The sequence below is a fragment of the Streptomyces sp. NPDC034103 genome (assembly GCF_055575395.1).
The window spans coordinates 179,174-205,447 of record NZ_JBVISS010000002.1 but is presented as its reverse complement, the minus strand read 5'-3'; the positions used below and the strand labels follow the sequence as shown (position 1 = coordinate 205,447).

General features: G+C 70.6%; 26 protein-coding genes and 1 pseudogene. 16 read left to right on the top strand and 11 right to left on the bottom strand.

The features are described from left to right. Positions 1-160: 160 nt before the first annotated feature. Positions 161-1,804, top strand: coding sequence for a glycoside hydrolase family 43 protein (locus ACZ56U_RS04025; protein ID WP_469082453.1), 1,644 nt, complete (start codon positions 161-163; stop codon positions 1,802-1,804). Between the two features lie 55 nt (positions 1,805-1,859). Beyond that, positions 1,860-3,890: a glycoside hydrolase gene (locus ACZ56U_RS04020; protein WP_469082452.1), complete on the top strand. Its 2,031-nt coding sequence runs from the start codon at positions 1,860-1,862 to the stop codon at positions 3,888-3,890. Positions 3,891-3,994: 104 nt separating this feature from the next. Here the strand turns inward: ACZ56U_RS04020 and ACZ56U_RS04015 are convergent, their stop codons facing one another. Further along, the gene (locus ACZ56U_RS04015) at positions 3,995-4,378 is read right to left on the bottom strand and encodes a DUF5133 domain-containing protein (RefSeq protein WP_469082451.1); all 384 of its coding nucleotides are present in this window, start codon (positions 4,376-4,378) and stop codon (positions 3,995-3,997) included. Positions 4,379-4,877: 499 nt separating this feature from the next. Between ACZ56U_RS04015 and ACZ56U_RS04010 the strand changes: the two genes are divergently transcribed. Continuing rightward, entirely contained in the window at positions 4,878-5,330 is a 453-nt protein-coding gene (locus tag ACZ56U_RS04010) for a DUF4383 domain-containing protein (RefSeq protein ID WP_469082450.1), read from the top strand. 102 nt (positions 5,331-5,432) lie between these two features. Here the strand turns inward: ACZ56U_RS04010 and ACZ56U_RS04005 are convergent, their stop codons facing one another. Together ACZ56U_RS04005 and ACZ56U_RS04000 are read right to left on the bottom strand one after the other, a co-directional pair. Beyond that, the gene (locus ACZ56U_RS04005) at positions 5,433-5,810 is read right to left on the bottom strand and encodes a nuclear transport factor 2 family protein (RefSeq protein ID WP_469082449.1); all 378 of its coding nucleotides are present in this window, start codon (positions 5,808-5,810) and stop codon (positions 5,433-5,435) included. A gap of 69 nt (positions 5,811-5,879) precedes the next feature. After that, a complete protein-coding gene (locus ACZ56U_RS04000) occupies positions 5,880-6,518 on the bottom strand; it encodes a dihydrofolate reductase family protein (protein ID WP_469082448.1) in 639 nt (212 codons plus the stop codon). Positions 6,519-6,701: 183 nt separating this feature from the next. On the opposite strand from ACZ56U_RS04000, the gene ACZ56U_RS03995 reads away from it, so the two are divergent. Beyond that, entirely contained in the window at positions 6,702-7,250 is a 549-nt protein-coding gene (locus ACZ56U_RS03995; RefSeq protein WP_469082447.1) for an NUDIX domain-containing protein, read from the top strand. A 264-nt stretch (positions 7,251-7,514) separates the two neighbouring features. Here the strand turns inward: ACZ56U_RS03995 and ACZ56U_RS03990 are convergent, their stop codons facing one another. Beyond that, on the bottom strand, positions 7,515-8,633 hold the full coding sequence (locus tag ACZ56U_RS03990) for an FAD-dependent oxidoreductase (protein ID WP_469082446.1): 1,119 nt from the start codon (positions 8,631-8,633) through the stop codon (positions 7,515-7,517). 53 nt (positions 8,634-8,686) lie between these two features. Here ACZ56U_RS03990 and ACZ56U_RS03985 point away from each other — a divergent pair, with 53 nt between their 5' ends. Continuing rightward, positions 8,687-9,379, top strand: a complete 693-nt coding sequence (locus ACZ56U_RS03985; protein WP_469082445.1) for a TetR/AcrR family transcriptional regulator — start codon at positions 8,687-8,689, stop codon at positions 9,377-9,379. Between the two features lie 126 nt (positions 9,380-9,505). Here ACZ56U_RS03985 and ACZ56U_RS03980 read toward each other — a convergent pair whose 3' ends face one another. Beyond that, positions 9,506-9,940, bottom strand: coding sequence for a VOC family protein (locus tag ACZ56U_RS03980; protein WP_469082444.1), 435 nt, complete (start codon positions 9,938-9,940; stop codon positions 9,506-9,508). 206 nt (positions 9,941-10,146) lie between these two features. Between ACZ56U_RS03980 and ACZ56U_RS03975 the strand changes: the two genes are divergently transcribed. Together ACZ56U_RS03975 and ACZ56U_RS03970 are read left to right on the top strand one after the other, a co-directional pair. Further along, positions 10,147-11,763 (top strand): M48 family metallopeptidase, encoded by a 1,617-nt coding sequence (locus tag ACZ56U_RS03975; protein WP_469082443.1) that lies wholly within the window; start codon positions 10,147-10,149, stop codon positions 11,761-11,763. A 98-nt stretch (positions 11,764-11,861) separates the two neighbouring features. Then, positions 11,862-13,889: an SMI1/KNR4 family protein gene (locus ACZ56U_RS03970; RefSeq protein ID WP_469082442.1), complete on the top strand. Its 2,028-nt coding sequence runs from the start codon at positions 11,862-11,864 to the stop codon at positions 13,887-13,889. A 107-nt stretch (positions 13,890-13,996) separates the two neighbouring features. Here the strand turns inward: ACZ56U_RS03970 and ACZ56U_RS03965 are convergent, their stop codons facing one another. Both ACZ56U_RS03965 and ACZ56U_RS03960 read right to left on the bottom strand, forming a co-directional pair. Then, the gene (locus tag ACZ56U_RS03965) at positions 13,997-14,269 is read right to left on the bottom strand and encodes a hypothetical protein (RefSeq protein WP_469082441.1); all 273 of its coding nucleotides are present in this window, start codon (positions 14,267-14,269) and stop codon (positions 13,997-13,999) included. A gap of 70 nt (positions 14,270-14,339) precedes the next feature. Further along, positions 14,340-15,119, bottom strand: coding sequence for an NAD(P)H-dependent oxidoreductase (locus ACZ56U_RS03960; protein WP_469082440.1), 780 nt, complete (start codon positions 15,117-15,119; stop codon positions 14,340-14,342). Between the two features lie 139 nt (positions 15,120-15,258). Here ACZ56U_RS03960 and ACZ56U_RS03955 point away from each other — a divergent pair, with 139 nt between their 5' ends. The 3 genes and pseudogenes from ACZ56U_RS03955 to ACZ56U_RS03945 all read left to right on the top strand — a co-directional run. Further along, the gene (locus ACZ56U_RS03955; RefSeq protein WP_469082439.1) at positions 15,259-16,107 is read left to right on the top strand and encodes a helix-turn-helix transcriptional regulator; all 849 of its coding nucleotides are present in this window, start codon (positions 15,259-15,261) and stop codon (positions 16,105-16,107) included. A gap of 226 nt (positions 16,108-16,333) precedes the next feature. Continuing rightward, complete coding sequence (locus tag ACZ56U_RS03950) at positions 16,334-16,495, top strand: hypothetical protein (RefSeq protein WP_469082438.1); 162 nt, start codon at positions 16,334-16,336, stop codon at positions 16,493-16,495. Next, positions 16,482-17,128, top strand: a pseudogene (locus tag ACZ56U_RS03945) (FG-GAP repeat protein); the annotation flags it as partial. The gene ACZ56U_RS03950 and the pseudogene ACZ56U_RS03945, both read left to right, overlap by 14 nt. Positions 17,129-17,256: 128 nt before the next feature. On the opposite strand, the gene ACZ56U_RS03940 reads toward ACZ56U_RS03945, so the two are convergent. After that, a complete protein-coding gene (locus ACZ56U_RS03940; RefSeq protein WP_469082437.1) occupies positions 17,257-18,165 on the bottom strand; it encodes an NAD(P)-dependent oxidoreductase in 909 nt (302 codons plus the stop codon). An 83-nt stretch (positions 18,166-18,248) separates the two neighbouring features. On the opposite strand from ACZ56U_RS03940, the gene ACZ56U_RS03935 reads away from it, so the two are divergent. From ACZ56U_RS03935 to ACZ56U_RS03920, 4 genes are all read left to right on the top strand, one after another. Continuing rightward, positions 18,249-18,611: a winged helix-turn-helix transcriptional regulator gene (locus tag ACZ56U_RS03935; RefSeq protein WP_391230817.1), complete on the top strand. Its 363-nt coding sequence runs from the start codon at positions 18,249-18,251 to the stop codon at positions 18,609-18,611. A 264-nt stretch (positions 18,612-18,875) separates the two neighbouring features. Further along, positions 18,876-19,559 carry a nucleotidyltransferase family protein gene (locus ACZ56U_RS03930; protein ID WP_469082436.1) on the top strand — a complete coding sequence of 228 codons (684 nt, stop codon included), beginning with the start codon at positions 18,876-18,878 and terminating at the stop codon, positions 19,557-19,559. Then, on the top strand, positions 19,556-19,831 hold the full coding sequence (locus ACZ56U_RS03925) for a hypothetical protein (RefSeq protein WP_469082435.1): 276 nt from the start codon (positions 19,556-19,558) through the stop codon (positions 19,829-19,831). Before ACZ56U_RS03930 ends, ACZ56U_RS03925 begins: the two co-directional genes overlap by 4 nt. Beyond that, the gene (locus ACZ56U_RS03920) at positions 19,828-20,568 is read left to right on the top strand and encodes a metallophosphoesterase family protein (protein WP_469082434.1); all 741 of its coding nucleotides are present in this window, start codon (positions 19,828-19,830) and stop codon (positions 20,566-20,568) included. Before ACZ56U_RS03925 ends, ACZ56U_RS03920 begins: the two co-directional genes overlap by 4 nt. A gap of 197 nt (positions 20,569-20,765) precedes the next feature. On the opposite strand, the gene ACZ56U_RS03915 is transcribed toward ACZ56U_RS03920, so the two are convergent. Further along, complete coding sequence (locus tag ACZ56U_RS03915; RefSeq protein ID WP_469082433.1) at positions 20,766-20,984, bottom strand: hypothetical protein; 219 nt, start codon at positions 20,982-20,984, stop codon at positions 20,766-20,768. Positions 20,985-21,263: 279 nt separating this feature from the next. Here ACZ56U_RS03915 and ACZ56U_RS03910 point away from each other — a divergent pair, with 279 nt between their 5' ends. Continuing rightward, positions 21,264-21,638, top strand: a complete 375-nt coding sequence (locus ACZ56U_RS03910; protein ID WP_391230812.1) for a VOC family protein — start codon at positions 21,264-21,266, stop codon at positions 21,636-21,638. Positions 21,639-21,736: 98 nt separating this feature from the next. On the opposite strand, the gene ACZ56U_RS03905 is transcribed toward ACZ56U_RS03910, so the two are convergent. Both ACZ56U_RS03905 and lexA read right to left on the bottom strand, forming a co-directional pair. Next, complete coding sequence (locus ACZ56U_RS03905; protein ID WP_469082432.1) at positions 21,737-22,654, bottom strand: aminoglycoside phosphotransferase family protein; 918 nt, start codon at positions 22,652-22,654, stop codon at positions 21,737-21,739. A gap of 91 nt (positions 22,655-22,745) precedes the next feature. Continuing rightward, a complete protein-coding gene (gene lexA, locus ACZ56U_RS03900) occupies positions 22,746-23,417 on the bottom strand; it encodes a transcriptional repressor LexA (RefSeq protein ID WP_469082431.1) in 672 nt (223 codons plus the stop codon). Between the two features lie 242 nt (positions 23,418-23,659). Between lexA and ligA the strand changes: the two genes are divergently transcribed. Next, the gene (gene ligA / locus ACZ56U_RS03895; RefSeq protein WP_469082430.1) at positions 23,660-25,747 is read left to right on the top strand and encodes an NAD-dependent DNA ligase LigA; all 2,088 of its coding nucleotides are present in this window, start codon (positions 23,660-23,662) and stop codon (positions 25,745-25,747) included. The last annotated feature ends 527 nt before the right edge of the window (positions 25,748-26,274 follow it).

Genomic DNA, 26,274 nt, shown 5'->3' with positions numbered 1-26,274 from the left:
GAAAGGTTTCGCCCTGACAGGCGAATCCTGCGAAGGGTATTGACGGGATGTGTCCGCCTCCTATCATCCTGATTGCCCGGCACGCCAGTCAGCGTTCGCCATACCGAACAAGCACGGGCCACCCATCCGCCGCACTCCCCCGCAGAGAACGGCCTTCGATATGTCATGCCCTCGCCAATTCATGGATCGCCGCCGGGCGTTGACCGCTGCCGGCGGTCTCGTCGCCGGGGCCTTCGCGCCACTCGGCTCGGCCTCCCCGAGTTCCGCCGCCGGTACCGGCGCGCAACCGGTTCTCGCGGCCGCCTCGACGTACACCAACCCGGTGGTCTGGCAGGACTTCGCGGACCTCGACGTCATCCGCGTCGGCGCCACCTACTACGCCTCGGCCTCGACCATGCACTACTCACCGGGCGCGCCCGTCCTGCGCTCGTACGACCTCGTGAACTGGGAGATCGTCGGGCACTCGGTGCCCGTTCTCGACTTCGGCGCCAAGTACGACCTGAACGGCGCCCGCGGCTACGTCAGAGGGATCTGGGCGTCGTCGCTGGCCTACCGTCCGAGCAACAAAACCTTCTACTGGCTCGGCCAGATCGACTTCGCGCGCACGTACGTCTACACCGCCACCGCCGCCGAGGGGCCCTGGAGCAGGCTGACCACGATCAACACCCCGTACTACGACGCGGGACTGCTCGTCGACAGCGACGACACGATGTACGTGGCATACGGGAACACCACTATCAGCGTGGCCCAGCTCTCCCCCGACGGCCGCCAACAGGTGCGCACACAGCGCGTGTTCAGCACACCGTCGAGTGTCGGCACCCTTGAGGGCTCCCGCTTCTACAAGATCAACGGGCAGTACTACATCTTCCTGACCCGGCCCGCGAACGGGCAGTACATCCTGAAGTCGTCCAGCGGCCCCTTCGGCCCCTACACGATGCGCCAGGTCCTGCTCGACCTGCGCGGTCCGATCCCCGGCGGGGGCGTACCGCACCAGGGCGGGCTCGTGCAGACACAGAGCGGCTCCTGGTACTACCTGGCGTTCGTGGACGCCTATCCCGGCGGCCGGGTGCCCGTCCTCGCACCGGTCAGCTGGACCTCCGACGGCTGGCCCGTCGTACAGCTCGTGAACGGCGCATGGGGCACCTCCTATCCCAGCCCGGCCGTGCCCCCTCCACCCCGCCCGGTCACCCCCATGACCGGCGTCGACACCTTCGCCGGCACGACCCTCGCACCGAGGTGGGAGTGGAACCACAACCCGGACCCCACCAAATGGTCGGCCGGCAACGGCCTGACCCTGCGGACCGCGACCGTCACCAACGACCTGTACTGGGCCCGCAACACCCTCACTCACCGCATCCAGGGCCCCACCTCCACCGCCACCATCGAACTCGACTACTCGGCGATGCGGGACGGCGACCGGGCCGGGCTCGCGCTGCTGCGCGACTCCTCCGCCTGGATCGGTGTCAGACGCGACGGCGGTACGACACGGGTGGCGATGGTCAACGGCCTGACCATGGACGGCAACTGGAACACCACCGGCACCGGCACCGAGGCCGCCGCGGCAACCGTGTCGGGCGGCCGGATCTGGTTGCGGGCGACCGCCGACATCCGCCCCGGAGCACCGCGCCCCGGCACCTTCTCCTACAGCACGGACGGCACCCACTACACCCGGCTCGGGCCCACCTTCTCGCTGGGCAACGACTGGCGCTTCTTCATGGGCTACCGATTCGCCCTCTTCAACCACGCCACGCAGTCGCTCGGCGGCGCGGTCCGCATCCCGCGATTCGAACTGTCGACGCCCTGATTTCCTCCTCACGAGCGCACACCCCAACCCCCCACCCACCCGTGCGAGGAGAACCATGAATCCGCTGAAACGGCTCGGCCGCCGCCGCGCCTCGGTGTTGTCGCTCCTGGCCGTGGCCGCCCTGGTGACGCCCGTCGCCGCGACCGCCGCCCCCGACGACGTCCGCGCCTCCACCCTGGGCGCCCAAGCGGCCCAGTCCGGGCGGTACTTCGGAACCGCTGTGGCCGCCGGACGGCTCGGCGACGGCACGTACACCGGAATCCTGGACCGGGAGTTCAACTCGGTCACGCCGGAGAACGAGATGAAGTGGGACGCGACCGAGCGGTCCCGCGGCTCGTTCACCTTCGGCCCCGCCGACCAGATCGTGAACCGGGCCACCGCGCGCGCACAGCGCGTACGCGGACACACCCTGGTCTGGCATTCGCAGCTGCCCGGCTGGGTCAGCTCCATCAGGGACGCCAACACGCTGCGCAGCGTGATGAACAACCACATCACCACGGTGATGAACCGCTACAAGGGCAAGGTCTTCGCCTGGGACGTGGTCAACGAGGCCTTCGCCGACGGTGGCAGCGGCCAGATGCGCGGCTCGGTCTTCCGGGACGTGCTGGGCACCGGCTTCATCGAGCAGGCCTTCCGCACCGCGCGGTCGGCCGACCCCTCCGCCAAGCTCTGCTACAACGACTACAACATCGAGAACTGGAGCGACGCCAAGACCCAGGGCGTCTACCGCCTGGTACGCGACTTCAAGGCGCGCGGCGTGCCCATCGACTGTGTCGGCTTCCAGGCCCACTTCGGCACCGGCGGCCCACCGGCGAGCTTCCAGACGACGCTGTCGAACTTCGCGGCGCTCGGTGTCGACGTCCAGATCACCGAGCTCGACATCGCGCAGGCACCGACGGCGGCCTACGCGAACACGGTGCGGGCCTGCATGAACGTGTCACGCTGCACCGGCATCACCGTCTGGGGCATCCGCGACAGCGACTCCTGGCGCAGCGGCGAGAACCCTCTCCTCTTCGACCGCGGCGGCAACAAGAAGCCCGCCTACCGGTCAACGCTCACCACCATGGGCGGCACGCCCTCGGCAGCACAGCGGACCGGGTCGCGGTCGGCCCCGTCGGCCCCGTCGGCCGCGGCGCTCCCCTCCTCCTTCCGCTGGAACTCCAGCGGACCCCTCATCTCCCCCAAGCCCGACGCCACCCACAACATCGCCGGGATCAAGGACCCGACGGTCGTCCACCACAATGGCAAGTACCACGTGTTCGCGAGCACCGCCAACGCCTCCGGCTACAACCTCGTGTACCTGAACTTCAGTGACTGGTCCCAGGCCGGCTCGGCCACCCACCACTACCTCGATCGCAGCGCCATCGGCACCGGGTACCGCGCGGCCCCGCAGGTCTTCTACTACGCGCCGCAGCGCTTGTGGTACCTCGTCTACCAGACCGGCAACGCGTCGTACTCCACCAACCCCGACATCAGCAACCCCAACGGGTGGAGCGCCCCGCGCAACTTCTACTCGTCGATGCCCGACATCATCCGACAGAACATCGGCAACGGTTACTGGGTCGACATGTGGGTGATCTGCGACAGCGCCAACTGCTACCTGTTCTCCTCCGACGACAACGGCCACCTCTACCGCTCGCGGACCACGGTCGGCCAGTTCCCGAACGGCTTCACCAACACCGCCATCGCGGCCCAGGACTCCAAGTACGCCCTGTTCGAAGCGAGCAACGTGTACAAGGTCCAGGGCAGCAACCAGTACCTGCTCCTGGTCGAGGCCATCGCCTCGGACGGGCGACGGTACTTCCGCTCCTGGACGTCGAGCAGCCTCGCCGGCTCCTGGTCGCCCCTGGCCGCGTCCGAGAGCAACCCGTTCGCCAAGTCCAACAACGTGGCGTTCCCGGCCGGTACCTGGACCCGGGACATCAGTCACGGCGAGATGATCCGCGCCGGGAACGACCAGACCCTCACGATCCCGGCCTGCAAGCTCCAGTACCTGTACCAGGGCAAGGACCCGAACGCGGGCGGTGACTACAACAGCCTGCCGTGGCGGCTCGGCCTGCTGACGCAGACCAACTCAACCTGCTGACGGCTGGGCCCCGTCGCTCACGGGCGGCGGGGCTCCCACCCTCCGGGCCGATGACGAGGCGGGCACCGGCTCTGACGCCGGTGCCCGCCCGTCGACAGGTCGGTTCAGCCGTCGACGCGCTCCCCGAGATCCTTGGCGGTCGGCATCGTCGTGAGGCGGCGGACCGGAGTGGGGACGGTCATCGGGCTGCGGCGGGCGGTCGACGGGCCACCGTCGCGCACGAAGACGCGCTCACTGGCGACCGGCTGACGATCATGTCCGGCGGCCCCCTTCGACGCCGCGGCCGTGGACTTCCCGGCGGGCGCGGCCGCGGTGCCGGCGAGGTAGGAGCGGGCGGTTTCGAGAGCCGCCTCGATCTTTCGCGTCCCCGTCGAAACGCACAGGGTGTACTCGAGATCACTCAGTCGCGAACCCGGGTTCGCCGTCGCCGCCAGCTTCTCGTATTCCGCCACGAGCCGACGAAGGGTGGCGGGAAGGGGCATCAACATCAGCAGGGCTCCTGGAATGCGAGGCTTGAGGGGATGCGGGCACTCATCACGATGGGGGACCGGCGCTGGGGCACCTCGGAAGGTCCCCAGTCCGTACGGGAACGGGAGCGCGGGCACGGCGCGCGAGTCGGTTCGAGGAAGCCGCGTGCGGCGCGGCGGCGCGGCGTCATCAAGTCCATGAGCACGGTGGTCACTCCTGAACGCGGGTCTCGGGCTGGCCCTTGCGAACATGTTCCGGATGCTGTCTTCCGGTGCCCGTGGAGAGATCTGCCTGGACCGCCTGGGGACACAGGGGCCCCAGCAGCCAGGAGAGATCCCTGCCGGGCGGCGCCATCGGTCCGAAGCGCATCTCCCGAATGCCCCGGCCCCGCCGCGGTAAACGCTGCCCCCTACACACAGTGCGGAAGTCGTCCCCTCGACGGTGTGCCGAGCCGCGCGACAGGGGTACCCAGTGCGCACGGGTGCTGTCCCGGCGCCCCTCGCGGAAAGCCGACAGGCCATGACGACACGCACGCGCAACGCGAGTTCCGCTCGAACCCCGGTCCAGAAGGCAGCGCTACTGGTCGGAGCGGTGTTCCTGCTGGTGGCGGTCCTGGGCTTCATCCCGGGGATCACGACGGACTACGACACCATGAAGTTCGCCTCGCACGACTCCGGCGCCGAACTGCTCGGGATCTTCCAGGTCTCCGTCCTGCACAACCTCGTACACCTGGCGTTCGGAGTGGCCGGCGTCGTGATGGCCCGCACCGCCTCCGGCGCCCGCACCTTCCTGCTCGCCGGCGGCGCCATCTATCTGGTGCTGTGGCTGTACGGCCTGCTCATCGACCACGGCAGCGACGCCAACTTCGTACCGCTCAACAACGCGGACGACTGGCTGCACTTCGTCCTCGGCATCGGCATGATCGCCCTGGGCGCCCTGCTGAGCCGCCCCCGCACCACCGCCGGAAGGTGACCACGCTACAGCGCGGCTACGGTTTCACGCGACCGCATCTTCCGCGGTCCCTCACCGAAGACTGACAGCCGAGCCCGCCCCCGCGCCCGGGGACGGGCCGGCTCAGGAGTCGGACGGCTTGATCTCCCCCGCGAAGACGATGATCTGGTCGATGAGGCTCCGGCGCAGATGGACGACGTCCGTGCCCGCGAGGCGGGGGCCGCCGTCCGGCGTGGTGAAGACCCACTGGTAGCGGGCCCACTCGTCAGGCATGTCCACCGCCGAGCAGCGCACCATCGTTCCGGCCCCCGCCGGATGGTGCCGGATGTCCAGCACGAACCGCTCGACCGCCTCGATCCCCTCGCTGCGACCCAGAGGTCCCCAGAAGACGACGTCCGAGGTCAGGGCCTGGGAGAGCAGCGCCGTGACATAGCTGTCCTCCGAGGCGTTGAAAGCGGAGATGAACGTGTCGATCGCGGACCGCGCGGCCTCTTCCTGCATGCATCAGTAATACCAGCCGCCTCGCGGAGTGCGCTTCCGCCCGCGACAAGGCCTGCCCGGCCCGCCGGTTCAGCGGCGGACCAGGAGCGCGTGGGTGACGTTCGGCGAGCCGACCAGCTCGGAGACCCGGTAGCCGTCGATTCCCTCGCCCAGGTCGTCCAGCAGCCGCTCCCCGCGTCCGACGAGGATCGGCGCGATCACCAGGTGGAGTTCGTCGATCAGCCCGGCCCGCAGATACTGCCGGATGGTCGCCGCGCCGCCGCCGATCCGCACGTCCTTGCCACCCGCGGCGTCGAACGCGCGCTGGAGCACCGTCTGCGGTGACTCGTCGGTGAAGTGGAAGGTGGTGCCGCCGGCCATCTCCAGCGACGGGCGCAGATGGTGGGTGTGCACGAAGACGTCGTGGTGGTAGGGCGGATTGTCGCCCCACCAGCCCTGCCAGGACTCGTCCTGCCACGGACCGCGCTGCGGCCCGAACATGTTCCGCCCCATGATCGTGGCGCCGATGTTCTGATCGCCGCGGACGAAGTGGTCGACGTCGGTCCCGGTCTTGCCGGCCGCCGCGTCCTGGGACGCGGACATGAACCAGCTGTGCAGTTCGTCGCCCCAGCCGACACCGTCGCCGAACGGGGCGTCCAGTCGCTGGTTCGGACCGGCCATGAAGCCGTCGAGGGAGATCGTGACGTTGTGTACGCGCACCTTGGGCATGGCCTTCACCTCTCGTATGGGTCGTGCTCTCACCTGTGCGTCGTACGGAGCCTGCCTGGATCGACACGCTCGCGCATATTTTTTCGGCGGGCCCGCGCGGCGCCCGCTTCATGGCCACTGGACACGGCCTCGCCTCGCCTCGCCAGCGGGGCGTTGTCAGTGGGGCGTCGTAGTGTGCGGCAGATGACCCGCCGATCGATCGAGCAACGTGCCCTGCGAGCCGCCTTCGACGAAGCGCGGGCCGCGCGGGCCGTGTACGACGACGCCCTGGCCTGGTTCGCTCGCCCCGAGGCGGTCCTGGACGGGCCGCTCGCCACCGAGGTGTGGGTGTTCGACCCGGGCCTGACGCACGTGCTGCTGGTGAGTCACCGTTGGCGCGGATGGGTGCCGCCGGGTGGCAAGGTCGACCCCGGCGAGACGCAACGCGAGGCTGCCAGCCGCGAGTTGTTCGAGGAGACCGGTGTGCGGACGGACCTCCTCGCGCGCCCGGCGGCGGTCACTGCGCGCTCGTATCGCCGTGGCTGGTCGGCGACCCTGGGGCTGTCGTTCCTGGCGATCGTCGATCGGCATACGCCGCTGACGCCGGAAGAGGGACAGGCTGCTGCCTGGCTGACCTTGGACGAACCGTGGGAGAGCTGGTTCCCGGAGGATCGCCACCGGATGAGGGAGTGCGCCACGTGGCTCGCCGAGGAGACGGATGCGGGGCCGTCCGGCGTCAGGAGCGGTGGGTGAGGGGCCGGTTGGAGACCCCGCCGACCGGTCCGAGCGACCGACCCGAGCAGCAGGCCCGCGCTGCTCAGAGCCGGCGTTCCGCGACCTCGCGTGCTGCCTGCGACAAGCGCACCCAGCGACGTAAGCCGCTCGGGGATATGCCCACCGACATCAGGCGCAGAGCCTGGATCTGAGGCGAGTTCCGCCCGTTGGAGCTTGTGCAGACCCGCCGCCCCCACCGCGACCCCCTCGATGTCCCGGGCTTCGTTCTCGCGCGCGGCGCGGTCAGGACGGCTGGACCTCGTCGAAGAGCGCGAGGGCCTCGGCGGGGTCCGGGCTCACGAGGCGTTCCAGACCGGCCGCCGTGATCCTCGCCCATCTACCGGCCCGTGCCCACATCTGTTCCTCGAAGGCGCGGACGGCCTTGTCCGGATCTCCGGGGTCGGCGGCCAGGTACTCGGCGAGTTCGGCGCCTTCCAGCATCGCGAGGTTCGCGCCCGCTCCCAACGGGGGCATCAGATGGGCGGCGTCCCCCAGCAGCGTCACCCCGGGGACGTGGGGCCAGGTGTGGGACACGGGCAGGACGTGGATGGGGCGGTGGACGAAGGCGGTGCCGTGCCGGAGGAGGTCGAGGACGGAAGGGGCCCAGCCGTCGAACAGAGCCAGCAGGTTCGATCGCAGGGCCTCGGCGTCGACCGGATCCGGGTCCGTGTGCCGGTCCAGCGGCGCGCGGAACTTGGCGTACACCTTGACGTGTCCGCCACTGTTGCGTTGGGCGACCAGGGAGCGGTTCGCTCCGTACACGGCCACGGAACCGTCGCCGATCAGCCGGGCGAGGTCGGGGTGGCGGGTGTCGACCTCGTCGAGGGAGGTCTCCACCGAGGTGACGCCGGTGTACTGCGGCGTCGCCGACGAGACGGCCGCGCGGACCCGGGACCAGGCGCCGTCCGCGCCGACCACGAGGTCGAAGGCCTCCTGCCGCCCGTCCGCGAAGTGGACCAGGGTGCCGTCCACGGTCCCGGGCACCACCCGCGCCACACCCCTCCCCCATTGCACGTCGAGCGGGCCGAGCAGCAGGTCACGGAGTTGCCCGCGGTCGATCTCGGGATTGGCTCGCTCGTCCGGGCCGGGGTGCCAGTCGCGCAGGACGGTCCCGTCGGTGTCCAGGATGCGCATGGCCTGCCCCTCGGGGCGGGACAGCCCCTGGAACTCCGTCAGCAGCCCGGCCTTGTCCAGGGCGAGCTGGCCCAGCCCTTCGTGCAGGTCCAGCGTGCCGCCCGGCGGACGGGCATCGGGGCTGGGATCACGTTCGAGGAGGGTGACCGGGTGGCCGTGGCGATGCAGGACACGGGCGAAGGTGAGGCCGGCGGGACCGCTCCCGACCACCGCGATGCGTTGTCTCATGTCGATACACTGTATTGCCGCGATACAGCGCATCGCAACAGTACGATGTGTCCATGACTGTGTGGGACCGGCCGGAGCCGCCGACTCGACCCGTGCCGCTCGACCGGGAGCGGATCGTCGCCGCCGCCGTGGCGCTGGCCGACGAGGGCGGGCTGGAAGCGGTGTCGTTGCGGAAGGTCGCCGCCCGGCTCGACGCCGGCCCGATGCGGTTGTACGGGTACATCTCCACCAAGGACGAGCTGTTCGACCTCATGGTGGACGCGGTCCAGGCCGAGATCGTCCCCGAGCAGCAGCCCGCCGACTGGCGCGAGGCACTGCGCGAACTGGCCAACCGCACCAGACAGGCCGCTCTCCGGCACCCCTGGCTGGCCGACCTGCTGGGCGGTCGCCCGGCCCTGGGCCCGAACGGGCTCGCCGTCGCCGAGGCCACGCTGTCCGCCCTCGACGGCCTCGCCGACATCGACACCGTCATGCGTGCCGTGGAGACGGTCAGCGCCTACTTCACCGGTGCGATCAGACGTGAGATCGCGAACCTGCGCGCCGAGCGGGCCACGGGCCTGTCCAAGCACGACTGGCAGCGCGCCAACGGCCCGCATGTGACGAGGATGCTGGCCACGGGCCGCTTCCCCGCGCTCAGCAAGGCCGTCCACGACGGCACGGACGTGGATGCCGAGACAACCTTCGCCACCGGCCTGGACTGGGTCCTGGACGCCGTGGCCGCCAGACTCGCCCAGCCGCCGGCGTGACGGGGCTGGACACATTCCACATCGCCTACGACTCGGCGAGCGCCGATGCGTTCCTGCCCACGTCCACCCGGCTCACCGACGGGCGAGCCCCTGAGGCTCCACCGCAGTGCGACGGTGCGCGGTCCCTCAGTCGAGGCAGAACTCGTTGCCCTCGACGTCCTGCATCAGCAGGCAGGACTCGTTGTACTCGTCGGCCGTCAGGAGCCGTACGCGCACCCCGCCGAGGGCGACCAGGCGCGCGCACTCGGCTTCGAGGGCGGCGACACGCTCCTCGCCCACCAGCCCGGTGCCGACCCGCACATCGATGTGAACCCGGTTCTTGACGACCTTGCCTTCCGGAACGCGCTGGAAGAACAGCCGCGGCCCCACACCCTCCGGGTCCATGCAGGCGAACGCCGCCCCGCGACGCTCGGACGGCAGTGAGCGATCGAAGTCGCCCCAGGAAGCGAAGCCCTTCGGCGGCGGCGGTAGGACGTACCCCAGCACCTCGCACCAGAAACGAGCGACACGCTCCGGCTCAGCGCAGTCGAAGGTGACCTGGATTTTCTTGATCGATGCCATCGGATCACCATAGTGGCGCGCGCGGTTCACCGATCCTCCGGGACCCACAGCGACCTCCAGACCGCCCCGCCCCGGGCGCCCCTCACCGCACTCCCCAGGCCGGACGGCGTTTCCCCGGCCCCCGCGGCTCGGCGGGCCGCGGGTAGTATCCCGAGCGCTTCCGGCCCGTTCGGGCTGGTGAACCAGGTGGGTGGGGGATTTCCTCGATGGCGTTTCGGCTGCGCGCGGTCCGCGCGTTCGTGTTGCTGCTGGGCTTCTTCCTCATGGGCCTGGCACTGCTGTCGGCCATGGCCGTGCTCGACTGGCTGGTGCTGACCCACCCGGTCACCGACAGGGCGGCGTGGATCGGGGGCACGGTGCTGACGGTCACGGTCCTGCTGGCCGCGGCGATTCTGCGTGGCTTGTTCACGTTCCTGCGGGCCGGCCGACTGGGGCCGGTCCCGGAGGGGGTGGCGGTCACCCCCGAGGACCAGCCCGTGCTGTGGGAGCAGGTACGGGCGGCAGCCGAGGTGACGGGACAGCGGCCGCCGGACGAGCTCTACCTCGTCGCCGAGGTCAACGCGGCCGTCGCCGAACAGAGCCGCATGCTCGGACTGCTGCACGGACGACGCCGGATGTATCTGGGGCTCCCGCTGCTCGCCGGACTCACCGTCCCACAGCTGCGCGCCGTCCTCGCCCACGAGTTCGGGCACTACGGCAACCTCGACACCCGGCTCGGAGGCGTCACCATGCGCGGCCGCGCGGCGCTCCTGCACACGGTGGAGGCGTTCCAGGAGGGCAGCACCGAGTTCCATCAGGCGATCGGCGCCCTGTACGTCGGCTACGCCCGGCTGTATCTGCGGACCACCCAGTCCGTGGCTCGCCACCAGGAACTCGCCGCGGACCGGATGGCGGCCCGGCACGCCGGTCGTGACACCACGGTCGCCGCCCTACGCGCCATTCCGGTGCTCACCGGCGCCCACACCCACTACCTGGAGACGTACGCCGCGATGGGCATCTCGCTGGGTGCGCTCCCGCCGGTGGGCGAAGTGCACGGCGGTTTCCGCCGGTTGCTCGCCGCACGCACCGGGGAACGACTCGCCGCCCTCTCCGCCGGACAGCGCCCGCCGCGACCGCACCCGTACGACTCGCACCCTCCGACAGCCGAACGCATCGCCCGGCTCGAACAGCTCCCGGCGGACGACCGGCCCGACGAGCCCACCGACGAGACCACCGGCCTCGCCCTGCTGCGCGACACCGACCGGCTGTTCACTGAACTGGAGGCGCGCACGCTGTCCGGGGAGTCGGCGTTGTCGCTGCGCGTGAGCTGGGACGAACTCACCATGGCCCGCGCGATCGCCGACGCCGAGGGCTGGTCCGACCCACTGCGGGTGGCCGTGGCGAGGGCACTTCGATCCTCGGCGCGGGGAGCGGGCGGCGCGGTGACGGATGCCGTACGCCGGGATGGCACGACCGGCGAGGTGACCGACGACCTCCTGCCCGGCTTGGAGGAGATACTCGACGCCTTCGACCGCGGCCTGCTCTGGCCGGAGGTCGCCGACCGCATGCCCAAGCCGCACCAGGCGACACGACTGACCGGGCAGTCCGCACGCAACTTCATCCGGCCAAGGATCTTCGACGCCCTCGCGGGTCTGGTGCACCTGCGCCTTGCCGAGTCCGGGCAGGCCAGGCCGGACATCGGCTGGTCGGAGCAGCCCGGACTGTCGCTCCCCGAGTCGTGGGAGAAGGCCATGGACGACGCCATCGACGCGGCCGTCGCCGACACACCCGACACCGCGTCCCTGCGCGCCCTGCTCACCGCGTCCCACCACGCGCCGGCATGAACGGGCTTGCGGGCAGCGCCGGTTGCTGGGTGCCGCGGCATCGGCGGGCGCCCTGGTTGCTTGCCTGATTGTCAGTGGCGGGTGGCAGCATCGAGGCCATGACGGACACCGCGGCATTCGACTGGCGTTCCTTTCTGCTCCGATGGAGCGGGGAGTGGGCGGATTCCCTCTCCGACGACGAGACACGCGGGCAGGACGACGAAGCCGCGCGGGAGGCGCGGTGGCTGGGGTTCCCGCCCGCCTCCGAGGAGCGCATCGCGGCCATGGAGGAGCGCCTGGGGCGACGGATGCCCCCGTCGTACCGGGAGTTCCTCAAGGTCAGCGACGGGTGGCGGCACGCGGGCGGGTTCGTGTGGCTGCTGGCGGGGACCGCGAGCGTGCACTGGCACGAGAACGAGTCGGGGCTCGCCGACATGTTCGAGGAGTATCTGGACGAGGACGCGGACCCCGAGGAGCGGCAGGAGGCGGAACTGTGGCGGCGCGGGCTCCAACTGGACGTCGAGTCCGACGCCACCTATGTACTCCTGGACCCCGACGACGTGGACGAGAACGGCGAGTGGGCCGTGTACACATGGGCGAGCTGGCGGGCCTCCGCACCCGAACGGCAGGCGAACTTCCTGGAGTTCATGCAGGACATGTACCGCGAGTTCCACAGCCTGCGGTCCCATCGCGGCAAGGAGCAGCCGGAGTTCGTCAACGACACCACGCGCGAGCTGGACGACCTGGTGGACGCGGCCCGGCTGGAGGCACTGCGCGGCAACTGGGAGCAGGCCGTGCGGCAGTTCGACGAGGCCAAGGCGTACGGCCGGCCGCGGGCCGTCGGGTTGGGCGACCAGATCCGACGCCTGCTCGGACAGACCTCCGAGGTGTCCTTCGACGACCTGGTGACCGACCCGCGGTACGCGGCCGAGCTGTTGCCGCCGCTGGTCGCCGAGCACGCGGCGCACTCGTACCGGGACGACTCCACGTTGATGTTCTCTCTCCGCGGCGCCGACGAGGCCTTGGTGGCACAGGCGTACGCGACCCTGGAGCAGGTGCGCGCCGGCACGTACCGGTACACGGCGACAGGACCGTTCGGTGAGGCGGTCGAGCAGGCACGGGAGCTGGCGCGCTGGGGCGACACCGACGGGGCCTGGTGGAAACTGACGGCGGCACTGCCCCTGTGGGAGCCACTGGGACCCGACCACCTGGCACCGCTGGGCTGGGTGGCCGACCCCGTGCTCGGACCCTTGCTGACCCCGGAGCGGGGGCGCCAGCTGCTGTCCACACCGAGAGCGGGCCAGGCCGGTGACCCGCCGAGTCCCGCGGACGGCCTCGACGCGAGCGGCATGGCCTGGCTCGCGGTGCCGGACCCGGGCAACAACCGCACCTCCTACCGGTTCGTCCTGGTGGAGGGGGTGGATCCGCGGGAGCTGGCGGAACGCCTGGCGGACGGGCACGACCACGACCGTGGCCGTGGCCGTGGCCGTGAAGACGACCACGAACATGAGCACAAGCACGAGCACGAGCGCGGGACCGTGCTGGACTCCCCCATGACCCTGTGGGAAGCGCGCCTCAGGTCCGTCCGCGATCAGAGGGAGTTCTCCTCCTTCGACGACAAGGCCCTCATGGCGGTCGGCCGCGCCGGCGCCGACTGGAGCTTCGCCTTCGACGGTCAACCCTCGCAGTTCAGCCGGCAGAGGTTCGTCTCCCCTGCCGAGTGCGCCAGTTCGGGCACCCGCGCCGTGGTGGTGTGGAGCGGCCTCAGGGAACCGCACCGGGAGCTGTTCTTCCACCTGTCCGTCGCTCGGGACGGTGCTGAGGAGTACGCGTTCACCTACGCGGACGGCGAGCTACGGCGGAGCGGGGAGATACCTCGTCGCCTGGATCCGACCCGGTTCTTCGAAGCCGCGGAGGTGGAGGGCGCCGAGGCGGAGCGGTCTCTGCTGGAGGCTGTTGCCGAGGAGTTCGGGGCCTCTCTGCCCCGTCACGCCATCGTGAACGGACGGCTGCACACGTTCACCACCCGTTCCTGGACACGTCCGCCCGAGAACGGCGAGACGTACGCGGTGATCCGGTTGAGCTGGGGAGACACGCCCCCTGTGGACGACGCGGGGGCACGAGAGGACGGGCCGGGCACCAGGTGAGAGCCGGCCATGCAGCGGGCGCGGTAGCCGCCCGCCGCGGTGCCCGGTGTGTCAGAGCCTGGGAGCGAGCCGATAGCTGTGCGGATGGGCTTGGAGTGGGGGTGAGGTCAGTGCCAGAGCCCGGTTGTCCTGGCCGGCCGCCATCTGGTCAGCAGTCCGCAGTACGGGGCCGCGCCACTTCCGCCCATACCGGCGAGGAAGTCCCGGTAGGGAGTGGGCAGTTGGACATCTTGTTCGGCCTCGAAGGCGTCAACCCGCGTGAGGGGAACGCAGGGGCCGAGACGGAACTCGTGCCGCTCCTCGCCGAAGGAGTGACTTCGGTGGGGCAGGTAGGGGATGCGTGCCAGCTTGCGTCGCAGCCGCGGGATACGGGAGTCCATGCGGGCTCTTCTCTCGTGTCGGCCGCAACCTATCGCGACGGCCCGGGGGTTCGACCCCCGGGGCCCACGCTCAGCCCCGCACGTGCAGCCCGAACCCGGTGCGGCCGGACGGCTCCAGTCCTTCCTTCAACTGCAGGGAGGGGATCTCGTAGTCGCCGAAGTTCTGCCGGCGGAACGGGATCGGCTCGGTCGAATCCAGGGTGAGCAGGCGCTGTTCCCACGCCTTGGCGACGTCCGGGTACTCCTCGTCCGTGATCCGGTCGGCGCCGTAGAGGACGAACGGGGGCAGGGCCTCGATGCCCGGGTAGTAGAGGATGCCGTGGTGGATCGGGAACAGCAGATCGTCGATCGGGCCGTTGATCCCGCGGGCGGCGTAGTGCGACTCCGGGCCGCCGACCGTCACCGACAGCAGGGCCCTGCGGCCCGCGAGGGTTCCCTCGCCGAAGCGTTCGCCGTACTTGGTGTCGCTGTGCTCGCCGACCCCGTACGCGAAGTGGAAGGTGAAGACCCGGTCCACCCAGCCCTTGAGGATCGCGGGCATGGCGTACCACCACAGCGGGAACTGGAAAATGATCATGTCGGCCCACAGCAGCTTCTCCTGCTCGGCACGCACGTCCGGGGTGAGCGCGCCGGCGTCGAAGGCCCGGCCCGAGTCCCGTGCGACCTGGAGCGGCTTCGAGGCGTGCGGGCCGTAGTCCGCGGCGTCCACGACCGCCTTCCAGTTCATCGCGTACAGATCACTCACCCGTACCTCGTGCCCGGCGTTCTCCAGAGTGGACACGGCGAGGTCCTTCAGTGAGCTGTTGAGCGACTTCGGCTCCGGGTGGGCGTGGACGATCAGCGTCTTCACGGGAACTCCTTCGGATCGGATGCCTTCGATCCTGGGCGCTTCGGCATCGGCTGTTCAGGGGCTCCTCTTCCGTCGGACCGGCCTTCCTGGTACTGGCGGTACCACCTTCGCGGGCGCGGTCGCGGCCATACTGGGAGGCATGGACGATCTCGCGGGCTTCCTGCGCACCCGGCGTTCCCGGGTCGACCCGGTGGCCGTCGGCATCCCCACGGACAGCCGCCGCAGGGTGGCGGGGCTGCGCCGTGAAGAGGTCGCGCACCTGTCCGGTGTCAGCGTCGACTACTACGTCCGGCTGGAGCAGGGCCGTGCGACCCAGCCCTCCGAGCAGGTCCTCGACGCGCTCGCCGGGGTCCTCGGCCTGGACGAGACGGAACGCGAGCACCTCTCCCGGCTCGCCCGGCAGCCCCGGCGCCGCGCGAAGGCACCGGCCGGGCGGGTCCGCCCGGAACTGCTCCGCGTCCTCGACCTGGTCGTCGACGCACCCGCGCTGATCATGGACCATCGTCTCGACGTCCTCGCCGGCAACCGCCTCGCCGGGCTCCTCTTCGGCCGGCCCCTACCAGGTCTCAACACCGCCCGGCACATTTTCCTCGAGGAGGCCGAGCGCGGTCTCTACGCGGAGTGGGAACAGTGCACCCTCGACGTGGTCGGGCATCTGCGCCTGGCCGCCGGCAAGTATCCCGAGGATCCCCGTCTGGCCTCCCTCATCGGCGAGTTGGCGATGGGCAGCGAGCGTTTCCGTCGCCTCTGGGCCCGCGCCGACGTGCGCGCCCGCACGCACGGCCGCAAGGTGTACCGGCACCCGCTGGTCGGGGTGCTCGAACTGCACCAGGAGAACTTCGCGCTGCCCGACGCGTCGGGCATGGAGTTGCTGGTGCTGTCCGCGGCCCCCGGCTCCCCCGCCGAGGACGGACTGCGCCTGCTCGCGGGCCTGGGCTCGGACAACGGCGACGCGCGGCGCCCCGAGAACACGCGGATCCGCGAGTAGGCCGCCGACGCCCCCGAGAGCCACAACTCGGGTGTCCCGTACGGTCGTTCTCCCGGGCGCAACGGTGTGTCGTGGTGGCGCGACGGATGTCACTGAGGTGTCACAGCACACCGGGTCCCCACAACTCAACCCCCGCCACCCGTGTCGAACCCTGCGTCGGAACCAAGTACAGCCCGCCCCGACCAGTGGGCTGACGCAACCTCAACTTTCCACGGGGGAAACAGACATGAGCCTTTCCAGGCACTCCACCCGCCGTACCGCGGGGTCCGCCGCCGTCGCCGCGGCCTCCTTCCTGCTGCTGGCGGGGGCGGGCATCGTGGCCGCGCCGAGCGCGTTCGCGGGCGTTCCCGGCGGTACCTCCGCCGCCGACCGCAACGGCCTCGGGTGACATCGACGGTGACGGCTACGACGACCTGGTCGTCGGACAGCGCAGCGGCGTGGACGAGACCGCGGGCGACGCCGACGCACCCGGCGGTCTGGTCGGCGTCTACTACGGCGGCGAGAAGGGCCCGGCAGGCACCCAGGGCCCCGGCACCGCCCCGCAGTGGTGGTCCCAGAACTCCCCGGGCGTGCCCGGTACCGCCGAGAACGGTGATGCATGGGGCAACGACCTGTCGGTGGCCGATGTCGACGGCGACGGCCGGGCCGACGTGTCCGTGGGTGCGCCCGGCGAGGACGTCGGCTCCGTCGCCGACGCGGGCGCGGTCTGGCTGCTGCGCGGCTCGACACGGGCCTGACCAGCACCCGCGCCCAGTCCTTCGACCAGAACTCCCCCGGCGTTCCGGGCACCGCCGAGGCCGGTGACGCCTGGGGCGCCCAGGTCCGGCTCGTGGACACCGACGGCGACGGCCGGGCCGAGCTGGTGGCCGCCGCGCCCGACGAGAACGCCGGGGACGGCGCGGTCTGGCTGCTGCCCGCGAGCGGCGACGGGCTGCTCGCGGAGGGCTCACGCTCGTACGGCGCGTCGGCCCTCGGCGGCAGCGCCCGCGGCGCCCACTTCGGTTCGGCCATCGACGAGTAGACCGCCGGGCGACACACGCGGGGCGCGCACAGCGACGGCGGCCTCCCCCCTGCCGACTCCCACCTCTTCGGCATGCGGGGAGGCCGCCGCTTCTTGGGCGACGTGTGCCCCGTCAGATTCAGCGTCGGTCAGCGCGGTTCACGGATGCCGTCGATGATGCGGGTCCAGTTGTCGCCGCCGTGTCCGTCCTCGATGGCACGCCGGTAGTGCGCCTGTACGGCCGAGGGAAGCGCGAGGTCGAGCCCGAGTCCCGTGCTGGTCTCGACGATGTGGTCGGCGGTCGCGCCCATCATGGTGATCGTGCTGAGGTCGCCTGGGTGCTCTCCGGCGTCCAGCGCGCTCCCGGGGTTCTCCTCACCCGCCCGCAGCATGGCGCCGATCGAATCGGCGGTGGAGATCAGCTCCGGCAGCACGTCCTTGGCCTTCAGGCCCGCCGTGCCCAGCATCGCGGTGGCCTGCATCAGGGACGACAACGTGGACAGGAACACGGTGAGTTGGGCCTGGTACATCATCTGGGCCAGGCCCGGGTCGGTGCCCAGGTACCTCGGTGTTCCGATCGACGCCAGCGCGGGCCGGTGGTGCTCCATGACCTGGTCGGGGCCGCTGTAGTAGACGAGGGACTGCTCCGTTCCGACCATCGGTGCCGGCACCATGACACCTCCGGTGAGGAAGGCGGCACCGTGGCCCGTCGCCCAGGCCGCGGCCTCGCGGGTGCGCTCGGGGGTGTCGGAGCTCAGGTTGACCAGGGTGCGGCCGGCGAGGGAGGCGGTGGCGCCGTCGAGGATGTCGTACATCGCCTGGTAGTCGGTGAGGCTGAGGATCACGAGATCACTCGCCTCGACCGCCTCCCCGGGGGTCGCCGCGAGCCTCGCTCCGGCGGCGACGACGTCGGCGGCACGGGCGGCGGTGCGGTTCCAAACGGTCACGGGGTGACCGGAGTTGAGGAGGGTGCGGGTCATCGCCTGACCCATCGGGCCGAGCCCGATCACGGTGACGGGGCTGTTCTGCCTGGTGGTGCGGTTCGGTTGCTCGTTCACCCCTCCATGCTCGAAGAGCGCCGCTAATCTCGGAAGTACCCACTATTTTCTGCGGTACTTACCTTTCAGTAAGGGGACCAGTGATGGCCAGGGCGCCGAGATGCGGGCCTTACATCTGCGGCATCGATGCCGCGCTCGACGTGGTGAGCGGCAAATGGAAGGGACTGATCCTGTGGGAGCTCGACACCCACGGGGTACGCCGCTTCGCCGAACTCCGCCGCGGCCTGCCGGGGGTGAGCGAGAAGATGCTGACCCAGCACCTGCGCGAGATGGAGGAGGACGGCCTCGTCCACCGCAAGGTGTACGCCGAGGTGCCGCCACGGGTGGAGTACTCCCTGACCGAGCACGGGCACACCCTCAACCAGGCACTCGAACCGCTCGGCGCCTGGGGGGTGGAGCGGATTCGCCGCGACGGCTCCGATGTGGTCGCGGTCGCTGAGAGCTGAGACGTTCGGAGCAGGCGGGCGAGTGACGGGAGCCCCTCGGCGTGGCGGGCACCCACCGGTGTCGGGACACGCTGACCGGCCCGCCAAGGAGCACCTCCCGCGCGCCCGCCCCCGCCCCCGCCCCCCGTGATCGAACGGCTGTCCACCGGATTCGCCCCCGTGTGGACGCCGCCGACGCCGGGTACTCGGGGTTGACCGACACGGTCCTGGCGGGCGGCCCGCCGGCTGGGACCCGACACCTGGCTCGGAAAGGAAGGGGCAACGATGACGCAGTACGCCGACGACGCACCCGGTCGGCAGGTCGATGCGGCCCAGTTGCCTCTGCCCTCGGAGGACACGGAGCTCATCCTCCGCAGCGATCCACTCGCGGAGGAACTCCCCGTCGATCTCAACCAGGCGATCCTGGAGGCGGCGAAACGGACCGGCGCGCTGCTGAAACAGACCGGGTTCCCCTTCGCCCTCGCCGGCAGCGTCGCGGTGTACGCACATGGCGGCGCCCAGAACCTCCAGCACGACGTGGATTTCTGCATCCGGCCCGAGGACGCCGAAGCCGTCGCGGCGGCACTGCGCGAAGACGGTCTGGCCGTCTACCGCCCACCCGAGGACTGGCTGCTCAAAGCCAGCTGTCTCGGACAGCAGGTCGACCTCATCTTCGAGCTGGCGCACCAGCCGGTCACGACGGAGCTGCTGGGACGGGCCCAGGAGCTCTCGGTGGACTCGGTCCACATGCCGGTGCTGTCGCCGACCGACCTCATGAGCAGCCTGATGGCCGCCTTCTCGGAGCATCACTGCAACTTCGGCGCGGTCCTGCCGATCGCCCGCGCCCTGCGGGAGAAGATCGACTGGGACGAGGTACGCGGTGCCTGCGCGGGCGCGGCGATGCCCGAGGCCTTCCTCTATTTCCTGGAGCGGCTGGACGTCATCCAACCGCAGGAGGACCAGCGATGAACGACCCCTCCGAAGCCCCCGGCACTCCGGAGAACGCCGAGTACCGGGTAGCCCACCTGAGCGACCGCCTGGCCTCCGGGGAACTCGGTGAGCTGGGTGTACGCCTGGAGCTACGGGGACAGACCGTCGTGATCACCGGCACGGTCCCCTCGACCGAGTGCCGCGACACCCTGCTGCGCACCGCCCGGCAGGAACTGTCCGGACTGGCCGTGCACAGCGATGTGGTGGTCGCCGAGAACACCACGCCCGACCATGCCGAGGAGCTGCCGTGATCCGCGTAGCGGCCGTGGGTGACATCCACATGGGTCCCGACAGCCAGGGGATGCTTCGACCCGCCTTCGACACCCTCCCCCAGTGCGCCGACCTGCTCCTGCTCGCCGGCGACCTGACCCGGCACGGCACGCCCGACGAGGCTCGTGTCGTCGCCCGTGAGGTCCAGGGACTCGGCGTACCGGTCGTCGCGGTGCTCGGCAACCACGACCATCACGACGACCAGCCCGAGAAGGTCGCCGACATCCTCCGGGACGCCGACGTGACCGTCCTCGAAGGCGAGGCGGCCGTCCTGGACTGTGGCGGCAAGCGCATCGGCGTCGCCGGTACGAAGGGGTTCGGCGGTGGGTTCGTGGGGCGCAGTGCCGGTGAGTTCGGGGAGCCGCTGATGAAGGAGTTCGTCCGCTACACCCGGCGTTGCTCCGACAGCCTGCGCGGCGCTCTGCAAACCCTGCGCGAGGACACCTGCGACGCCCGGATCGCGCTGACGCACTTCTCCCCCGTCGCCGACACCCTCGCCGGTGAGCCCCGGGAGATCTACCCCTTCCTCGGCAGCTACCTGCTCGCGGAGGCGATCGACACGGCGGGCGCGGATCTCGCCGTGCACGGCCATGCCCACATGGGCACCGAGCACGGCATGACCGCCGGTGGCGTACGCGTGCGCAACGTGGCCCAGCCTGTCATCCGCCGCGCGTTCAACGTCTACCAGCTGCACACCGCCGACGAACGAACCGACTGACCCGAGGCGCCGCCCTCAGGGCATCAGCCGCCGTGGCTCACCGGCGCGAGCGCGGCGAATCGACTCGAACTGCGTAACGCCTGAGGGGCCGTTCGACCCCAGACCGGCATCCGCGCGACTCCCGGCACCGGCGGATCATCGCGCGCCCCAACCGCGCCCCGAAGCCTCGGACTTCGGGGCGCGTCGGCTCTGATGACTCAGCGACGCCGTTCCTCCGGCCACGGCTGGCCCTTGCGCCGCCCCCACTCCCGCGCCTGACCCATGAGTCGGCTGCGCAGCCAGATCATCCACATCACCAGCGGCGTCCCGACCAGAGCGGCCAACAGAGCCGGCCCCCAACCCACTCCGCCGTCCGCGAACCGGATCATCAAGGCCAGCACCACGTAGAGGGCCAGCGCACCACCTACTTGCTTCAACCGTTTCGACATCCTCATCGCATACCCCGGAACAGCGACTCTGGTCCGCGACCCAACATCGCCTGAACCGCCCGCTGTTGTGGCGACCGCGGCGATCAAGTAACGTCGCCCGCGTGAACACCGGACCGGCGCTACGCCACGCACGGATTGGCCACCCGGTGGTGGACTGATCGCTCAGCGGGTGCGCACCAGGCACCCCCTCGGTTCGGCACGCGGACCTCCCGGCACTCGCGCACCGCGAGTCCATCCGCCGTGTCGAACAGCCAAGAGGTCAGCTGAATGACAGTCACGTTCAACCACACCATCATCGCTTCCAAGGACCGCGACGAGTCGGCTCGGTTCTTCCGCGAACTGCTGGAACTCCCCGAAGCGCCGTCGTGGGGCCCGTTCGTCAACATCCAGCTCGACGACGGCGTACTGCTGCAGTTCGCCGAGCCGCCGGTGGAGATCCAGATGCAGCACTATGCGTTCCTCGTCGACGACGAGCTGTTCGCCCGCGCGTACCAGCGCCTGTGCGATCGCGACATCGAGCACTGGGCCGATCCGCAGATGCGGCGCCCCGGCGAGACCAACACCGAACACGGCGGTCGCGGGGTGTACTTCAAGGATCCTTCCGGCCACGCGATCGAACTGATCACCCGCCCCTATCTCTGATCGGGGGCTGTGCCTGGTCGGTCGCCGCGCGAAGCGCGGGTCCGACCAGGCCCTTCAGGCTGTCCGGGAGACAGAGGGGGCGGCGTCGGCTCCCTCGGTCACCGGCCGACCGATGAGATCAGGCGTCGCAGTGAGGCTTGAGCCGGCGGCCCCCAGCTGGACTTGCCGCCGGGGCGGCCGTGGTCACCGGCGTCCGCGATGTGGAGGCACGCGAGCGCTCTGAGCACCGCCCAACCACGGGCGCGGCGCAGCGTCGCGGCGTCCGGGCTCGGCTCGTAGCTCTCGTGGAAGCGGTCGACGGCACCGTCGGGCAGCAGGATCCAGGCGGCGGCGAGGTCGAAGGCGGGGTCGCCCGCGAAAAGGTCGCCGAAGTCGATCACACCGGAGAAGGTGCCGTCCGCGGTAAGGACGTTGGCCGGATGCAGGTCGCCGTGGAGCCACAGGGCCGGACCTGACCACTCGGGCGCGGCAGCGGCGTCCTCCCAGACCGCTCGTACGGCGTCCGGTTCGCGAATCAGCCCCCGCTCGACGGCCGAGCCGAGGCCACGGTCGAGGTGTCCGGCCGTACCGGACAGCGGGCCCCCGCGACCCCGTCCTGCGGGCGCCCCGTCGGGCGCTGGGCGATGAAGTGCCGTGAGGAAGGTGGCCAGGGTCACGGCCGCTTCCGCGCCACGTGTCGCGTGGGCGCGGTCGGCGGGCTCGCCCGGTACCCACGTGGTCACGAGCCAGGGCCGCGGAAACCGCTCCGAGGGCTCACCGAGGCGTTGCGGGACGGGAATGGGCAGGGGCAGGCGTGGCGCCAGCACGGGCGCCCACGTGTGCTCTTTGCGCAGCAGTTCGTCCGCGGACCCCGTCGCCCACGGGAGCCGGACGGCGAGGTCGTCGCCGAGCCGCCACACCTGGTTGTCCCAGCCGAGGGCGCCCAGCTTCAGGGGGAGATCCGCGAGGTCAGGGTGCTGCTCGCGCAGCAGATCCCGGATCAGGTCCTCGGTGATGTCCGTCTCGGTGGTGGTCATGGAGGGCAACGGTAGTCCGGTGGCGCTTCGTCCGGGCTGCGAGGCCAAGCTCAACGGCCCACCGGGGAGCCGAAGTTGCGTGGACGGCCGGTCACAGGAGCCTCAGGACTCCTACGACCTTCCCGAGGATCTGCGCCTGGTCGCCGCGGATCGGGCGGTAGGCGGGGTTGCGGGGCATCAGCCACACCTCGCCGTCCTGCCGGCGCAGCATCTTCACGGTGGCCTCGTCGTCCAGGAGCGCGGCGACCATGTCGCCGTGGTCGGCGCTGTCCTGGCGCCGCACGGTGACGATGTCGCCGTCGCAGATCGCCGCGTCGATCATGCTGTCGCCGGTCACGGTCAGCGCGAACAGGTCGCCGTCGCCGACGACCTGGCGCGGCAGGGAGTAGACGTCCTCGACGATCTCCTCGGCGAGCAGGGGCGCACCGGCGGCGATCCGGCCGACGAGGGGTACGTCGACCAGCACCTCGTTCCGGTCCCCCAGGTCGGGCGCCCAGGACGGCCGTACGCGGTAGGCGCGAGGGGTGTGCGGGTCGCGATAGAGGACGCCCTTGCGTTCGAGGGTCATCAGATGGTGAGCCACCGAGGACGTGCTGGCGAGGCTCACCGCCTGGCCGATCTCCCGCATCGAGGGCGGATAGCCCTGTCGGTCGACCGCCTCCATGATGCAACGCACGATGGCCGCCTGACGTTTCGTCAGCTGCCCCTCGGCGCCCCGGGAGCCGGGAGGGCGGCCCCGGCGTGCGGGCGTGTTGTTCTCCATGTCCGGAGCACCTCCGTTCAAGATCCGCAGAACACGACCCTAACCCGTCACCCCCGACAAATGGAACAGTTCTTCGAAATGCGGAAGCGGTCAGGGCCGGGCCCCTGCGAGAGACCTTGCCCTTCGGCCGGACCTCACGACCCGCCAGGGCTCCCCCACTCCTGACATCCGACCGGGACGTCCGGCACGGCGGACCGACCGGCGACGGGGCATTGTCAGTGGTGGCAGGCAGGATGTGGGACATGACGACACCAGCCGCACAGATCGTGGACGCCGCCGCCTACGCGCAGGCCGTCGAGCATGCGGTGAAGGCCGCGGCCGCCTACTACGCTGACGGGTCCTCACCGCTGGACGACGACAGCTACGACCGGCTGGTGCGCGCCATCACGGAGTGGGAGGACGAACACCCCGAGGAGGTGCTGCCCGACTCGCCGACCGGGAAGGTCGCCGGTGGCGCCGTGGAGGGCGACGTCCCGCACACGGTGGCGATGCTGAGCCTGGACAACGTGTTCTCGCCGGAGGAGTTCACCGCGTGGACGGCCTCGCTGGCCCGCAGGATCGGCCACGACGTGGAGCGGTTCAGCGTCGAGCCCAAGCTGGACGGTCTCGCGATCGCCGCCCGCTACTCTCGCGGCCGACTGAGACAGCTGATCACACGGGGCGACGGGACGGCCGGGGAGGACGTCTCGCACGCGATCGGCACCATCGAGGGGCTGCCGGACCAGCTGTCCGAGCCGGTCACCGTCGAGGTGCGCGGTGAAGTCCTCATGACCACGGCCCAGTTCGAGCACGGCAACGACGTGCGCACCTCGCACGGCGGACAGCCGTTCGCGAACCCCCGGGGTGCCGCCGCCGGCACCCTGCGCGCCAGGGAGCGGGCGTACACGGTGCCGATGACCTTCTTCGGCTACGGCCTGCTCCCCCTCCGCGGCACCGACGCCGACCTCGCCGCCCGGCTCGGTGAGCTCGCGCACAGCGACCTGATGGTCCAGGCCGCCGTGTACGGCATCAACACCACCGTCACCACCGCCGTGCCCGGCATCACCGCTGACACCGTCGAGCGGGTCCTGGAGCGGGTGCGGGAGATCGCCGCGCTGCGGGCCGAGCTGCCGTTCGGGATCGACGGCATCGTCATCAAGGCCGACCTGGCCGTCGACCAGCGCACCGCGGGATCCGGGACGCGCGCGCCGCGCTGGGCCATCGCCTACAAGCTGCCGGCCGTGGAGAAGATCACCCAGCTGCTGGAGGTGGAGTGGAACGTGGGGCGCACCGGCATCATCGCTCCCCGCGGCGTGCTGGAGCCGGTGGAGATCGACGGCGCCACCATCACCTACGCCACGCTGCACAACCCGGCCGACATCACCCGCCGTGACCTGCGCCTGGGCGACCACGTGATGGTGCACCGGGCCGGCGACGTCATTCCCCGCATCGAGGCCCCCGTCGCGCACCTGCGTACCGGGGAGGAGAAGGCCATCGTCTTCCCCGAGGCCTGTCCGCGCTGCGGTTCCGCCATCGACACCAGCGAGCAGCGCTGGCGGTGTGAGAACGGCCGCAACTGCCACCTGGTCGCGGCCCTGTCCTACGCGGCCGGCCGTGACCAGCTCGACATCGAGGGCCTCGGGCACACCCGCGTGGTCCAGCTCGTCGACGCAGGACTGGTCGCCGACCTCGCCGATCTGTTCGCCCTCACCCGTGAACAGCTGCTGGCTCTGGAGCGGATGGGCGAGACGTCCACCGACAACCTCCTCGCCGCCCTGGCCGCGGCCAAGCGGCAGCCACTGTCCCGGGTGCTGTGCGCACTGGGGGTACGCGGCACCGGCCGGTCCATGTCCCGCCGGATCGCCCGCCACTTCGCCACCATGGACCACGTCCGGGCCGCCGACGCCGAGGCGATGCAGCAGGTCGAGGGCATCGGCACCGAGAAGGCCCCCTCCATCGTGGCCGAACTCGCCGAACTCGCCCCCCTGATCGACAAGCTCGCCGCGGCCGGGGTGAACATGACCGAGCCCGGCGCCACTCCGCCCTCCCCCGCGGCCGAGGACACCGGCGCCGACGCGGAGAGCCCGCAGGCGGCGGCCGGGCCACTGGCGGGGATGACGGTGGTCGTGACCGGCGCGATGACCGGCGCGCTGGAGAAGCTCAGCCGTAACCAGATGAACGAGCTCATCGAACGGGCGGGTGGGCGCTCCTCCTCCAGCGTCTCCAAGAAGACCACCCTCGTCGTCGCCGGAGAGGGCGCCGGGTCCAAGCGGGCCAAGGCCGAATCCCTCGGGGTCCGGCTCGCCGGTCCCGACGAGTTCGCCGCTCTCGTCGCCGACTTCCTCACCTGACCGACGCCCAAGCGGAGTGCCGCACATCACTGCGGCACGCGGGCGGGGTCCGGAACAACCCGGACAGGTTGACCGTTCAACTCTGTGTGGCCGCGGAGGGGACAGTGTCCCCGGGCCTCACCCCTGGCCCATGGGGACGATCGTTCGGCTGAAGCCCCATGGAGCCCTTCGCCGCGAGGCGACCGCCCTCCGCGTGTCACCGCGTCACGGCCCCGGCTGGTTCCCCCCGTCCAGCCGGGGCCGTGCGTTGCCGCTGGACAACGAGCGGGGCCCGCCTCGCACCAGGTGCGGGACGGGCCCCGTGAGTCGAGCGCCGGGCAGGCCTTGCACCTGCATCTCCCCACAGGAAGTGGGGCGTCTTTCCTTGGACCACCAACGCATCACCAGTCGACCGGAGTTGCGGCGACCAGCTCAAGATCCAGCATAGCCCACAGATGAGAGCCTTCCGAAACACTTCCTTCACGCAGGAAGTATTTAGGGGTAACTCCTCCTGCCTAACGTCCCTCGCCATGGACATGAGGCCGTAT